Annotated in this window: 12 protein-coding genes; 8 read left to right on the forward strand and 4 right to left on the reverse strand. The window is 72.4% G+C overall.

What is annotated here, in order from left to right:
* Positions 1-15: 15 nt before the first annotated feature.
* The 4 genes from IE278_RS21760 (at position 16) to IE278_RS21775 (ending at position 5,630) form a co-directional block, all read left to right on the forward strand.
* Positions 16-279 carry a UBP-type zinc finger domain-containing protein gene (locus IE278_RS21760; protein WP_189774745.1) on the forward strand — a complete coding sequence of 88 codons (264 nt, stop codon included), beginning with the start codon at positions 16-18 and terminating at the stop codon, positions 277-279.
* Positions 279-2,042 carry an FAD-dependent oxidoreductase gene (locus IE278_RS21765; RefSeq protein ID WP_189774747.1) on the forward strand — a complete coding sequence of 588 codons (1,764 nt, stop codon included), beginning with the start codon at positions 279-281 and terminating at the stop codon, positions 2,040-2,042. The genes IE278_RS21760 and IE278_RS21765 overlap by 1 nt, the downstream gene beginning before the upstream one ends.
* A gap of 184 nt (positions 2,043-2,226) precedes the next feature.
* Positions 2,227-3,345, forward strand: a complete 1,119-nt coding sequence (locus IE278_RS21770; protein WP_246570483.1) for a hypothetical protein — start codon at positions 2,227-2,229, stop codon at positions 3,343-3,345.
* Positions 3,346-3,452: 107 nt separating this feature from the next.
* Positions 3,453-5,630 (forward strand): FUSC family protein, encoded by a 2,178-nt coding sequence (locus tag IE278_RS21775; protein WP_189774751.1) that lies wholly within the window; start codon positions 3,453-3,455, stop codon positions 5,628-5,630.
* A gap of 109 nt (positions 5,631-5,739) precedes the next feature.
* Here the strand turns inward: IE278_RS21775 and IE278_RS21780 are convergent, their stop codons facing one another.
* Together IE278_RS21780 and IE278_RS21785 are read right to left on the reverse strand one after the other, a co-directional pair.
* Positions 5,740-7,203: an MFS transporter gene (locus IE278_RS21780; protein WP_246570484.1), complete on the reverse strand. Its 1,464-nt coding sequence runs from the start codon at positions 7,201-7,203 to the stop codon at positions 5,740-5,742.
* Positions 7,200-8,051, reverse strand: a complete 852-nt coding sequence (locus IE278_RS21785; protein ID WP_189774753.1) for an alpha/beta hydrolase — start codon at positions 8,049-8,051, stop codon at positions 7,200-7,202. Before IE278_RS21785 ends, IE278_RS21780 begins: the two co-directional genes overlap by 4 nt.
* 135 nt (positions 8,052-8,186) lie before the next feature.
* Here IE278_RS21785 and IE278_RS21790 point away from each other — a divergent pair, with 135 nt between their 5' ends.
* The 3 genes from IE278_RS21790 (at position 8,187) to IE278_RS21800 (ending at position 10,656) form a co-directional block, all read left to right on the forward strand.
* Positions 8,187-9,116 (forward strand): LysR family transcriptional regulator, encoded by a 930-nt coding sequence (locus IE278_RS21790; protein ID WP_189774795.1) that lies wholly within the window; start codon positions 8,187-8,189, stop codon positions 9,114-9,116.
* 37 nt (positions 9,117-9,153) lie between these two features.
* The gene (locus IE278_RS21795; protein ID WP_189774755.1) at positions 9,154-9,690 is read left to right on the forward strand and encodes a cysteine hydrolase family protein; all 537 of its coding nucleotides are present in this window, start codon (positions 9,154-9,156) and stop codon (positions 9,688-9,690) included.
* Positions 9,691-9,771: 81 nt separating this feature from the next.
* On the forward strand, positions 9,772-10,656 hold the full coding sequence (locus IE278_RS21800; protein ID WP_189774757.1) for an SDR family oxidoreductase: 885 nt from the start codon (positions 9,772-9,774) through the stop codon (positions 10,654-10,656).
* Here IE278_RS21800 and IE278_RS21805 read toward each other — a convergent pair.
* The gene (locus tag IE278_RS21805; protein ID WP_246570485.1) at positions 10,642-11,031 is read right to left on the reverse strand and encodes an ANTAR domain-containing protein; all 390 of its coding nucleotides are present in this window, start codon (positions 11,029-11,031) and stop codon (positions 10,642-10,644) included. The two genes, IE278_RS21800 and IE278_RS21805, sit on opposite strands and share 15 nt — an antisense overlap.
* Before the next feature lie 153 nt (positions 11,032-11,184).
* Positions 11,185-11,511 carry a plasmid stabilization protein gene (locus IE278_RS21810; protein ID WP_189774761.1) on the reverse strand — a complete coding sequence of 109 codons (327 nt, stop codon included), beginning with the start codon at positions 11,509-11,511 and terminating at the stop codon, positions 11,185-11,187.
* A gap of 258 nt (positions 11,512-11,769) precedes the next feature.
* Here IE278_RS21810 and IE278_RS21815 point away from each other — a divergent pair, with 258 nt between their 5' ends.
* Positions 11,770-13,248: an aminotransferase class I/II-fold pyridoxal phosphate-dependent enzyme gene (locus tag IE278_RS21815; protein WP_189774763.1), complete on the forward strand. Its 1,479-nt coding sequence runs from the start codon at positions 11,770-11,772 to the stop codon at positions 13,246-13,248.
* Positions 13,249-13,284: the final 36 nt, after the last annotated feature.

The raw sequence follows: 13,284 nt of genomic DNA on the forward strand, positions 1-13,284 counted from the left end.
CGAAGGAGGACCCTCATGGCCACGATTCCCGACCCCCACCTGGCGATGGTGCGCCCGGTGAGCCCGCGTACCCCCGAAGGCTGCGAGGAGTGCCTCAAGGAGCATTCCCCGTGGGTGCACCTGCGCCTCTGTCTCACCTGCGGGCACGTCGGCTGCTGCGACTCCTCTCCCCTCAAGCACGCCAGACGGCACGCGGGGAGTGCGGGTCACCCCGTCGTACGGTCCTTCGAGCCCGGGGAGGACTGGCGCTGGTGCTTCGTTCACGAGGCTCTGGTCTGATGAGCACGGCCGAGCACGAGCAGGGTGCGGTCCGCGAGACACCCGACCGCTACGGGGCGTTCCCGCGCCTCACGCCGGAGCAGCTCGAGACCCTGGGCGCGCACGGCGAACGCCGCAGGACCGCCGAGGGCGAGGTGCTGTACCGCGAGGGCCGGCCGATGCGCGAGTTCCTCGCGATCCTCAGCGGGACCGTCGAGATCATCCACGACCAGGGCGGGCCCGACGAGCGGACGGTGGCCGTACACGGACCCGGCAGGTTCCTCGGTGAACTCGGCCTGCTGGAAGGCCAGGCGGCGTTCGACACCGCCGTGATGCGTCAGGCGGGTGAGATCCTGGCCGTACCGGTGGAGTGGCAACGCACCCTGGTCGGCCGCGACCCCGTCCTCGGCGACCTGATCCTCCGTGCCTACCTGGGCCGCAGATACCTGCTCATCGGCCTCGGCGCCGGTTTCCGGATCCTGGGATCGTGCTACTCACCGGACACACTGCGGCTGCGGGAGTTCGCCGCACGCAACCGGCTGCCCCACCGCTGGGTGGACCTGGAGAAGGACAAGGAGGCCGAGGCACTTCTGCGCCGGTTCGCCATCCGCCCCGAGGAGACACCCGTGGTCCTCTGGAAGGGCGACCGGGTGCTGCGCAATCCGAGCAACGCCGAACTCGCCCGGCTCATCGGGCTGCCCGCCCCCGCCCCCGCCCTCTCGTCGGATTCCGGACGGTGCGACGTGCTGGTCGTCGGTGCGGGTCCCGCGGGACTCGCCGCCTCCGTGTACGGCGCCTCCGACGGCCTCACCACGGTCACCGTCGACGCGGTCGCCACCGGAGGCCAGGCCGCCACCTCGTCACGCATCGAGAACTACCTCGGCTTCCCGTCGGGCATCTCCGGGGGCGAGCTCGTCGAACGGGCGGTGCTCCAGGCCCATAAGTTCGGTGCCCGCCTCATGGTCCCGGCGCAGGTCAGCGGGCTCACCCCGCAGGACGACGAGTACGCCGTCACCTTCACGGACGGGTCCCGGGCCCGCGCGGGCGCCGTGGTGCTCGCCTCGGGTGTGCGGTACCGGAGGCTCGAAGTGCCCGGCATCGACCGCCTGGAAGGCGTCAGCGTCTACTACGCGGCGACGGTCCACGAGGCCGGCCTCTGCCGGGCGGACCCGGTCGCCGTGGTCGGCGGCGGGAACTCCGCCGGGCAGGCGGCGCTGTTCCTCGCCCACCACGCGTCCCAGGTCCACCTCCTGGTCCGGGGCGGTGACCTCAACGCGGACATGTCGCGCTACCTGGTGGACCAGGTGGAGCAGCACCCCAGGATCGAGGTGCTGCTCCACACCGAAGTACGGGAGGTCGGCGGGCAGGAGAAGCTGGAGTCCCTGACGGTGCAGGACAACGCGAGCGGTGAGCGCCGCGAGCTGCGGGCCACGGCGCTGTTCGTCTTCATCGGGGCCCGGCCGCACACGGAATGGCTCAGCGGCGTGCTGGCCCTGGACGAGAAAGGCTTCGTCCTCACCGGCGCCGACGCCCGGGCGGTGGCCGACGCGCACCGCTGGGCTTCGCCGGGCCGCGATCCGCTGCTGCTGGAGACCACCCTTCCCGGAGTCTTCGCCGCGGGCGACGTCCGAAGCGGCTCGGTCAAACGAGTGGCCTCGGCGACCGGTGAGGGTGCCATGGCGATCCGCCTCGTGCACGAGCACCGGGAAAGGAGGGGCCACCAGGTCGCCACCGGCTCCGAGGGACATCAGCCGGTCGCGGGTGGCTCCGTGTCCTCGCGCTGACCCGGCCCCCTTCATGCCTGACGTACGGCCCAGGAAGGTGACCCACCGGAACAGCGTGTCACCGCGGCGCCGACTCCACTCCGGGGCATCCTGTGAACCCTCGCGATCGCACCCTTGCCATCGCGGAGGAGCAGCCGAGGAGGATGGTCCGTTCGTGCGGGTGTCGTCGCAGGGCGTTACGGTCGTGGCTCTCCTGGCGGATCCGGACTCGCCCACGGACATCGCGCGGCACATGGCCCGGATGCTTCCCGACCGGCTCGCCGAAAAGGCGGGCGAGGGCAGGCAGTTCGACGTCAAGGTCGTCAGTGAGCCGTTCACCTCGGGGACCGAGGACCCGCCCACCCTGATGCGCCGGATCATGGACCGCGGAAGCAGGGAGGACTGGGACATCGTCGTGGCCCTCACCGACCTTCCGCTGCACTCGCACGGGCGCAAGATCGTGGTGGATCTGAGTCACGAACACGGCCTGGCGCTGCTGTCTCTTCCTTCCCTGGGGGGCTTGCGGCTGCAGACGAGGGCCCGACAGGCCGTGGAAGAAGCCGTGCTCGGACTGGCGGGCCCGCGGACCACCGGCACCGAGGGGACCGGCACCGAAGGGCTTCCGCGGAGTCAGCCGCTCCTGGGGCCCTTCGCCGCCCGTCTCACGCCGGTCCGTCCGGGCCCGGTCGGTCAGGAGGAGACAGCCGATCTTCGTTACGTCGTCGGCGGGCCGCGCGGCTACCTGCGGGTGCTCGTCGGTATGGTCCGCGCCAACCGGCCCTGGCGACTGGTACCGGGCCTGTCGAAAGCCCTGGCGGCCGCACTCGCCACGGGGGCCGTCGCCACCCTGGACTCCACCACCTGGAGCCTCGCCGGAGCCCTGAGCGCGCCACGCCTCGTGATCGCCATGGTCGGGTCCGTCGGACTCATGATCGGCTGGCTGATCGTGGACGGGGAACTATGGCATCGAGCAACAGAGGCCTCGCCGGAGGCGGGACAGCGGGCCCGGCTCTACAACACCTCGACGGTCCTGACCGTGGGCATCGGGGTACTCGCCTGCTACGCGGGTCTGATGGTCATCAACTTGGTGTGGGCGCTGTTCATCCTCAACGACCGGGTCTTCGCCTCCATGACGCAGACCCCGCTGCACGCCACGGAGTACCTGACGTTGTCCTGGTTCGTCGCGTCGGTCGCCACGGTGGGCGGCGCGCTGGGCTCAGGCCTGGAGAGCGACGAGGCGATCCGCGCGGCCACCTACTCCGAGCGCGAGAAGGAACGTCGCCACATGCTCCAGGACGACCCCGGCGACCAGCCGGTGACCTGAGCCGGACAGGCGTCGGCTGCCGGGTACACGAGCCGGGGGATCCGCGGACAGGAGGCGGCGGCGCGGCCGGCGCGACCCGGTAGGAGGGTCCGGCTAGGCTCGTATCCGTGACGTGGCTGCGGGCCCTCATGGAAGTCGTACGATCCGGTCTCACCGTCGAGGAGACGCGACTGGAGCCCCTGCTCGCCCTGCGCACGGCCGTCGGGGTGGCGGTCATCGTCGGGCCGGCGCTGTGGCTGGCCTCCCCGGCCTACGCCGCGTCCGCCGCCCTCGGTGCCTACTCCGCGGGCGCGGCCACTTTCCAGCGCACCTGGCGTCCACGCAAGGTGATCGCGCTCGGCGCGGGCGCCGGTCTGGCGCTCAGCACCTTCGTGGGCTATCTGGCGGCGGGGCGCCTCGTGACGTTCCTCCCGCTGCTGGCCGTATGGGCCTTCGCCGCGGGGATGGCGTGGGCCGCCGGATCGACCGCCGGGATCGTCGCGGCGACGACGGTCGGCAGCATGCTGGTGACCATCACCCTGCCCACGAGCACCGGGCGAGCTCTCGAGCACGCCGGGGTCATCGCGCTCGGGGGCGTGGCACAGGCCATGCTGATCCTGTTGTTCCCGATCCGCCGATGGGGGGCGCACCGTGACGCGCTCGCCGATGCCCTGGCCGCCGTGGCGGACCACGCCCGTCGGTTGCGTCACGACCCGACCGCCGCGTTCGACCCGGAGCCGTTGATGACGGCCAGGGACGCGGCTGCCGTGACGCCTTCACAGGCGCGGACCCGGCCCACCGTCCTCCATGGCCCCCGGGGACTTGCCGAGCGCATCCTGCCGGTCGTCGCCGCGCTCGCCGACCCGGATGTCGGCGCCCCGGCGGAGGGAGCCGGGCGGGACCGAGCACGGGAGTTGCTCGGCGCGGCCGCCGACGTGCTGGACGCGGCCGCCCGTTCGATCCGCCGTGGCACTCCGGCGGAGGTGCCGCCCGCGAGCGCGGACGTCCTGCGCTTCGACGAGGAGCACGAGGTGCTGGAGGGTCCCGCGCGGCAGGCCGCCGAGCGGCTCGTGGCACTGCTCGGCGAGGCGCTCGAGATCGCTGGGAGCGGCAGCACGCGGGGGAGTACGCCCGCCCCGCACGGCCCCGCGGGCGCCCGGTTCCTGGTGCGCCCGACGATGTTCCGGCTGGTCCCGGTCGTCGTGCGGTCGGTCCGCCGGGAGATCCGTCGGGAGTCGCCCGTGTTCCGGCACGCCGTCCGCCTGGCGGCGGTGGCCGTGCTCGGCTACCTCATCGCCACCCGGCTGCCCCTGGGCCACGGCTACTGGGCGCCCATCGCCGCGGTGATGGTGATGCGGCCGGACTTCCACCGGACATACGCGCGTGCGGTCGCCCGTCTCGCCGGGACCCTGGCCGGGGTCGCGCTCGCCACCGGGGTGGTGCGGGCCCTGGGCCCGGACGCCCATCTGTTCGCCGTGCTCGCCGTGGTCTCGGCGGGTCTGTCCTACACGCTGATCCGTACCGGCTACGCCTACTCCCAGTGCTTCACCGCCGCGTACGTCGTCTTCCTGCTCGCCATGGGCGGCCAGGCATGGGAGCAGACGGTCCTGGAGCGGGTGGTGCTCACGCTGCTGGGCGGGGTCCTGGCCATGCTGGCGTACGTGGTGTTTCCCGCGTGGGAGACGCCCCGGCTGCCGAGCCGGCTCGCGGACTGGCTCACCGCGAACGGCCGCTACGCGGCCGCGGTGCTGCGCAGCCACGCCGAACCGACCACGGAGCATCGCGCCGACATGCGCCGGGCCCAACTGGCGAGCAGGCGCGCACGTGCCGCCTGGCACGAGGGATACGACCGGGCACGACAGGAACCGGTTCCCCCCAGGGGCCTCACCTCGCGCGAGGCGGAGGAGGCGCAGAAGGCGCTCAAGGGGTTCGACCGGGCGGCGATGCTCATGGAGAGCCTCGTCCCGCGGGCCGGCAGCCCGTTCGCTCCCGAGGCGGAGCGGCTCGCCGAGGCCCTGGAAGCGGACACGGCGCAGGCGGCGCTCGACATGCGCGAGCACAGGAATCCGGACTGGGGGCGCGTGGAGGAGGCGCTCCACGAGTGGCCGGACGCCGCTGTGGACCGGAGCCGCGACGTCGTGCGGCGCGGTGCGGAACTGCAGAAGCAGGCCTTGGAGGACCTCGCGACGGCCGTGAGCCGTACGCCCCTGGAACGGGACATCGGCTCTGCTCGCGAGCAGCGGCGGGCGCGGGCGGCCGTGGTCGCGGAAGACGACGCATCGGCACCCGCGCACCGGGGTGGATGACGGCTGGTTCGGCCCCGTGCGGGGTGGGCCTGTTGGCGTCCCTGGCGTCCCACGATCGCGCCATCTGATACCTGCCTGGCATCATCCCTGCGTGGCGATGACACGTCGACTACCTACCCGACGACCGTGACGCGAAGCTCACCGAAAGGGCTCGCCGGACGTCTGTCGGCCTGGTTCCCCGTCGTGTGACACCTGGGCCGCACGTCGGTCGCGCAGCACGCCCCCGTGGTCGGAGGGTGATCAGGGCCGTGAGCGTGAAGACCGCGGCCTCGTACGCCATGGCGTGGGTGAACGCCGTGTTCGGGGTGGCGGCCGGTGCGTAATAGGCCAGCCCGGCCGCCGTCACCCCGATCGAGCCGCCGAGTTGCTGGGCCGTGGGGAGCAGGCCGGACACCGAGCTCGTGGCCGTGCCCCGTACGCCCGCCAGGACCAGCGTGAACACCGCGGCCGTGAACAGGCCGAACGCGGCGCCTCCCGCCGCCAGTACGGCCAGTACCGGCAGTGGCGCATGCCGTCCGGTGCCGGCACCGGTGTCGATGAGCGGGGCCAGCGCCGCGGCCGTGGCCGCCAGGACCAGGGCGGCGGCTGTCAGTGTCGTCGTGCCCAGGCGGTGGGAGAGGGCCGGGGCGGCGCGGCTGCCCAGTACGGCCGCGGCGGCGAACGGTGCCGACACCAGCGCCGCGGACAGTGCCGAGTAACCGAGCGCGGACTGCAGATGCAGGAACAGCAGGTACGTGAACGACGGGACGCCGGCGTTGAAGACGAACACCAGCAGTACGCCCCGCCGCGCGGTGCCGTCCCGTAGGACCGACGGGTGGATCAAGGGGTCCGGCCGGTGCCGGAGCGTGCGGACGAAGCCCGTGAGGGCCACCGCCGCCACGGCGAAGGAGGCCCACGTCCACCACGGCCAGCCGGCCTCCCGGCCCAGCGCGCACGGCAGGACCAGCGCGGCGAAACCGGTGGTGGTCAGCGCCGCTCCCAGCCGGTCCACGCGCTGCCCGTCCGTGGAGCGCGTACCGGGCAGCAGGGCCGCACCCGCCAGCGGGACGAGGGCCACGGGCACCGTGACCAGGAAGACCGCGCGCCAGCCGAGGCCGAAGAGGTCGGCGCCGACGAGCAGCCCGCCGATCAGCGGTCCGGCCAGCGAGGCCACGCCCATCGTGGCGCCGTACAGGGCGAGGGCCCGTGGGCGGCGGTCCGGTGCGATGCCGGTGCGGATGAGCGAGAGCACCTGCGGGGCGACCAGGCCGCTGCCCGCGCCCTGCACCAGCCGGGCCGCGATCAGCCATCCCGCGCCGGGTGCTGCGGCGCAGGCCACCGAGCCGGCCGTGAACACCGCGGTGCCCAGCACGAACAGCCGTCGGTAGCCGTACCGGTCGCCCAGCCGCGCGGCGGTGATGAGCAGGCACGCGTACGCCAGCGTGTACCCGGCCAGCACGAGCTGCACCGCGCCGGGGCCCGCGTGCAGGCCCGACTGGATGGCCGGAGCGGCGATCTGCGCGATGGTGACGTTGAGCAGTTGTACGAAGGTCGCGCTCAGCACCACCGGCAGCAGAAGGCGTTGGCCGTTCACCGGGCCAGCGCCTCGGCGAGTTCCTGCGGGCGGGCCGCGAACGGGCTGTGGCTGCCCGGCAGGGTGCGGACGGTGAACGGTTCGTCCGGCATGGCCCGGTCGGCCTCCGCGATCATCAGGTCCTGTGCGGCGGTCGGCAGCGCCCGGTCCTGCGCGCAGCGTACGAAGGTGCGGGGGATGCGGCCCCACCGTGCCGCGGTCAGGGTGACGGGGGTCGTCGGGACGGCCAGCGGCAGGTCGGGGCTGAGCGCGGAGCGCCAGCGGTCGAAGTGCTCGGCGGGCGTGTCGTGGTAGTGGGTCTGCCGCAGTTCCTCGATGTAGGCGGGGTCCGGCGAGAGCGGGTCGATCCGTACGGCTCCCAGCGCCTCGGGATCACCGAGGTTGAGGCCCTGTCCGCGTGCGGTGGCGTTCTCGGGCGCGCTCAGGTAGTCGAAGAACCGGGGGCGGCCCGCGGGGACGAACGCGGAGAGGTAGACGACACGGTCGACCAGCTCCGGCGCGCGTTCCGCGGCCAGCGACGCGGGACCGCCGCCCGCGCTGTGCGCGACGAGTACGACACGGTCGTAGCGGCGGACCCGGCGGAGCGTGTCCAGGACGGCGTCGGCGCAGTCGTCCATCGTGATGTCGGCGAGCTGTGATCTCTCGGTCAGCAGGCCGGGGCGGCCGGGCCGCAGGTACCCGCTGGGCAGGGGAGCGCCGAAGCCGTGCCCTGGCAGGTCGACGGCCACGCTCGCGGCACCGAGACCGGCGAGCGCCCGCTGCGTCGCCGCCCACTGCCATGAGCCGTGCCAGGCGCCGTGGACCAGGACGAAGACGGTGTGGTCGTTCGGGGAGGGGGAGGAAGTCATGGCCCCATCCCAAACGATCACGGTCCGTCGATCCAGCGAAAGATATGGCACGCTGGATGGCGATACTTTCTGTGTATGGACGTCGTGCACATGGACGTCGTGCGGATGGCCTTGTGTGGGCAGGGAGGGGTGGTCGTGGAAGCGCGGCATCTGCGGTACGCGCTCGTCCTCGCCGAGCACAGACACTTCGGCCGGGCCGCCCGCGCGCTGGGTATCGCACAGCCCCCGCTGTCCAAGCAGATCGCCGACCTGGAGCGTGAGACCGGGGCCCGGCTGTTCGACCGTACGCGGCAGGGTGTGTTCCCGACCGCCGCGGGCGAGGCGTTCCTCGCCCGGGCGCGGCGGGCGCTGGAGGAGATGGCGGCGGCCAGGACCGACGCCGGCCGGGCGGCGCGCGGTGAGACGGGCCGGCTGCGGCTGGGATTCATCGCCTCCGCGCTGCTCGACCCGCTCCCGGACGTCCTGGGCCGGTTCGGCCGCGAGCGGCCCGACGTACGCCTTGAGCTGCACGAGATGGCGTCCGGGCGCAGCACCGCCGCCCTCGTCGCCGGAGAGCTGGACGTGGCCGTCACTCTCGGACCACCCCGCGGTGCCGGGGCCGAGCACCTGGTGTCCGTCCCGGTCGGACACGACCATCTGATCGCCGTGGTCGGCAGCGCGCACCCCTACGCGGGCCAGGCGTCGGTGAGCGTGGACCAGTTGCGACGGCAGCCGCTGATCGTGGCCGCCGGGGAGGACGAACCCCTCATCGCCGCCGGGCTGCGCGTCCTGCTGGGCGAGGACGCCGCGGCGCTGGAAGGTGCCACCGTGGCCAGGGACGTGCACACGATCATGGGGCTGGCGGCTTGTGGGGTTGGTGTGGGGCTCGGGCCCTCCCGTATGCGGGAGGCCCCCAGGCCGGGGATCCGGTTCTGCGAGGTGACCCCGCGGACCGCGCTGCCCGACCTGGTCCTGTCCTTCGCCGACCGGGACCGCTCCCCGGCGCTGGGCGCCTTCCTCGACACCGTCCGCAGGAACTGCCCCGACGTCGGCGCCGCACTCGATCTGCGGTTGGGCCGGGCCTGAATGTGCCGGGACGGCGTGGACGGGGGATGGTGGTTGCATGACCGGCTCCGCGCTCATCGTCATCGACATGATCAATACCTATGAGCACAAGGACGCGGACCTTCTGCTGCCCGCCGCCGAGGCGGCGCTGCCCGGGATCGTGTCCCTGCTCCGCCGGGCCCGTGCGGCCGAGATCCCGGTGATCTACGCCAACGACAACTGGGGGCAGTGGCGTTCCCACCACGGTGAGCTGCTCGACGAGGCCCTGGCGACGCCGCATGCCGCTCTCGTGGAGCCCCTGCGTCCGGACGACGAGTCCTTGTTCATCGTCAAGGCCCGGCACTCCGTCTTCTACGAGACGCCGATGACGTATCTGCTGGCGGAACTCGGCGTCGACCGGGTGGTGCTGACCGGCCAGGTGACCGAGCAGTGCGTGCTGTACTCGGCGCTCGACGCGCACATCCGCCATCTCGACGTCGTCGTACCCGAGGACGCTGTGGCCGCCATCCACCCGGAACTCGCGGAGGCCGCGCTGAGCATGATGCGGCGGAACATGGGCGCGGAGATCACACGGGCCGCGGACGTCGCGTGGTGAGCCGGCGGCCGGGTGAGCCGGCGGCCGGGTGAGCTGCGCGGAAACTCGGGAACTCGGATGGATCAGAGGAAGGACGACCAGATGTCTGACACACCCCGTTCCCAGCCCCAGCCCCGGCGACCCGAACCGGACTTCCCCCAGCAGGACCAGGAGCATCCCGGATGGACGGGGCCCATGGACCCGCCGCCCGATCACGGCGAGGACTCCTACCGGGGCTCGGGCCGGCTCCAGGACCGTAAGGCGGTGCTGACCGGCGGTGACTCGGGCATCGGGCGCGCCGTCGCGCTGGCCTTCGCCCGGGAGGGCGCCGACGTGCTCTTCACCCACCTGCCCGAGGAGGGCGAGGAGGCGGCGGAGACCGCACGTCTCGTCCGGGACGCGGGCCGCACGGCCGTGGCCGTTCCCTGCGACATCCGGGAGGAGGAGCAGTGCCGGCGGCTGGTCGAACGCGCGGTGCGCGAGTGGGGCCGCATCGACATCCTCGTCAACAACGCCGCCTACCAGATGGCGCAGCCCGACGGCATCGCCGCGATCACCACCGAGCAGTTCGACCGTGTGGTGCGGACCAACCTGTACGGCATGTTCTGGCTGTCGAAGATGGCGCTGCCGCACATTCCCAAGGGCGGTTCCATCATCAACACCACCTCGGTGCAGGCGTACCGGCCCAGCCCCGACCTGCTGGACTACGCCATGACCAAGGGGGCCATCGCCACCTTCACCCAGGGGCTGGCCCAGATGGTCGCGGCCGACGGCGTCCGCGTCAACGCCGTGGCGCCGGGGCCGGTGTGGACCCCGCTGATCCCCGCGACGCTCCCGGACACCACGGAGTTCGGCAAACAGTCACCGCTCGGCCGCCCGGCCCAGCCGGCGGAAATGGCCCCCGCCTACGTCTTCCTGGCCTCCTCCGAGGCGAGCTACATCACCGCGGAGATCGTCAACGCCACCGGGGGTTCACCCATCCCGTGACGCCCGCCACTGCGCCAGCGCCGCGGGCAGATGCTCCTCTATGTGGGCGGGCAACGGCTCGTTCTGCGTCGTCGCGACGAGGGCCTTCGCCACGTCGTGCACCTTGGTGTTGGAGTGCTGTGACACATGGACCAGGATCCGCCAGCCCTCCTCGGCGGTGCACGACCAGGCCGCCATCAGCACGCCGCGCGCCATGTCGACGACCGGCCGCCGCTCCAGTGCCTCCTTGAGCTGCTCCGTCTCCGCGAGCAGTTGCTCTCCGGTCGGCATCCTGCCCTCGGTACGGGCGCCTTCGCGCGCTGCCTCGGGCGACGTGCCGTGCGGGGGGAGTTCGGCGAGGTCGCGCCGGGGTCCGGGGCGCTGGGAAGGGCGCATATCTGGAGCCTTCCCGTCCGTTGTTCGTCGACACATCGACAGTTCGGACTTGTCGTGGGGGCGTCAACGGACGGACACGGGGGGCCTCCGAGCGGCGCTCGGCGACCGCCGGCCGGCGGTCGGGCGGCCGGCGGATCGTTGATCGGCTGTCCGTCAGCGGCCCAGGGCCTTGGACAGTTGCTGTTTGTTCATCGTCGAACGGCCGTCGATGCCGCGCTTCTTCGCCTCCGCGTACAACTGGTCCTTCGTCGGCCCCTGGGCTCCGCTGTGGGAGCGCTCGCCGCCGCGCTGCGGGGCGGACTTCTTGTCCTGCGTGGATGTCTTGCTCGCCGTCTTCGACTCGCCGGAGCGGGCCCTCTCCTTGTTCACGGTGCGTGCCGCGATCTCCTTCGCACGCCCCGTGGAGGTGCCGCGCTTCTCGGCGCTCTCCTTGATGTGCTCGTACTGACGCTCACGCTTCGCGTTGGAACCCTGCGGCATGACGAACTCCTCCCGGACCGGGGGCGGGCGGCTCGGCCGGACCCGCGTTTCGAAGACTTTCCGCGTACCCCCGGGTCGGCCACTCACCCGGAACACGCGTCTCCCATCCGATGCGGCGCCCCACGGGTGTGCGAGCGGACCGCGACCGAACGGATGAGCCGACCCTCGGCCTTCCGCCGACCGCCGGCTCGACCTCGTCCCGGCAGTCACGACCGGTGCGAGATGTTTTCGCCCTTCCGCAGCGGAAAGTCCCACATCATGGATCACTCGACAGCTCCCGTACTCGACGCGCTGGTGGCGTACCAGGCGCAGGACCACCTGCCGTTCACGCCGCCCGGTCACAAGCAGGGCCGGGGCGCCGACCCACGGGTACGGGCCGTACTGGGCGACGCCCTGTTCGACGCGGACATGCTCGCGGTGTCCGGGCTCGACGACCGCACCACGTCCCAGGGGGTCCTGAAGCGGGCCGAAGCGCTGATGGCCGACGCGGTGGGCGCCGATCACACGTTCTTCTCCACCTGCGGCAGCTCCCTGTCGGTGAAGGCCGCCATGCTCTCGGTCGCCGGGCCGCACGAGAAGATCCTGGTCGGACGGGACGCGCACAAGTCGGTCATCTCCGGCCTGATCCTCGCGGGGATCCGCCCGGTGTGGGTCGACCCCCAGTGGGACCCCGATCTGCACCTGGCCCACCCGCCGTCCCCCGAGGCCTTCCGGGCGGCGTTCGAGAAGCACCCGGACGCGCGCGGGGCGCTGGTCACCAGCCCCACCCCGTACGGCACCTGCGCCGACATCGGAGCCATCGCGACGCTGTGCCACGAACGCGGCGTACCGCTGATCGTGGACGAGGCGTGGGGCGCCCACCTGCCCTTCCATCCGGAGCTGCCCACCTGGGCGATGGACGCGGGCGCCGACGTGTGCGTCACGTCGGTCCACAAGATGGGCTCCGGGCTCGAACAGGGGTCGGTCTTCCACCTCCAGGGCGACCTGGTCACCGCCCGGACCCTCGCCTCCCGCGCCGACCTCCTCGACACCACCAGCCCCTCCGTCCTCATCTACGCGGCCCTCGACGGATGGCGCCGGCAGATGGTCGAACACGGCCATGAGCTGATGGAGGGGGCTCTTGAGCGGGCCCGGCGGGTACGAGCCGCCATCGAGGACATCGAGGGCCTCCACGTCAACGACCGCGACGACTTCTGTGCCCCCGGGCGCGCCTTCGACATGGATCCCCTCCAGGTCTTCATCGACCTGAAGGGGGTCAAGTTCAGCGGGTACGACGCCGCCGACTGGATGCGCCGGCACCACCGCGTCAATCTGCACACCTCCGACCACCGGCGCATCAACGCCCAGCTCACGCACGCCGACGACGACACGACCACGGAACGGCTCCTCGACGGTCTGCGCGACCTGGTCGCCCATGCCGACGAACTGCCGCCCGCCCCGGACATCCGCGTCCCGGACCCGGGGAGCCTGCGGCTGCGCCAGGCGACGCTGCCGCGTGACGCCTTCTTCGGCGAGGTCGAGCAGGTTCCCGCGGAGAACGCGGTCGGGCGGATCTGCGCCGAGATGCTCACGCCCTATCCGCCCGGGATCCCCGCGGTGCTCCCGGGCGAGATGCTCGACCAGGCGGTGGTGGACTATCTGCGCAGCGGTGCCGAGGCGGGGATGCTCATCCCCGACGCCGCCGACGGCAGCGCCGGGACCATCCGCGTGTCCGTGCACGACGTGGGCGCGGACTGACGTGGTCCGAGCGCGGGCGCCGAACGGCCACCCGAC

Origin of the sequence: Streptomyces tauricus (assembly GCF_014650955.1) — a bacterium.
In the GTDB taxonomy this organism is placed as follows: domain Bacteria; phylum Actinomycetota; class Actinomycetes; order Streptomycetales; family Streptomycetaceae; genus Streptomyces; species Streptomyces tauricus.

What these genes read in the sequence shown, in the direction of transcription:
- IE278_RS21760 (WP_189774745.1), top strand. Translation starts at nt 16, where the DNA reads ATGGCCACGATTCCCGACCCCCACCTGGCGATGGTGCGCCCGGTGAGC.
- IE278_RS21765 (WP_189774747.1), top strand. Translation starts at nt 279, where the DNA reads ATGAGCACGGCCGAGCACGAGCAGGGTGCGGTCCGCGAGACACCCGAC.
- IE278_RS21785 (WP_189774753.1), bottom strand. Translation starts at nt 8,051, where the DNA reads ATGACTTCCTCCCCCTCCCCGAACGACCACACCGTCTTCGTCCTGGTC.
- IE278_RS21795 (WP_189774755.1), top strand. Translation starts at nt 9,154, where the DNA reads ATGACCGGCTCCGCGCTCATCGTCATCGACATGATCAATACCTATGAG.
- IE278_RS21800 (WP_189774757.1), top strand. Translation starts at nt 9,772, where the DNA reads ATGTCTGACACACCCCGTTCCCAGCCCCAGCCCCGGCGACCCGAACCG.
- IE278_RS21805 (WP_246570485.1), bottom strand. Translation starts at nt 11,031, where the DNA reads ATGCGCCCTTCCCAGCGCCCCGGACCCCGGCGCGACCTCGCCGAACTC.
- IE278_RS21810 (WP_189774761.1), bottom strand. Translation starts at nt 11,511, where the DNA reads ATGCCGCAGGGTTCCAACGCGAAGCGTGAGCGTCAGTACGAGCACATC.
- IE278_RS21815 (WP_189774763.1), top strand. Translation starts at nt 11,770, where the DNA reads ATGGATCACTCGACAGCTCCCGTACTCGACGCGCTGGTGGCGTACCAG.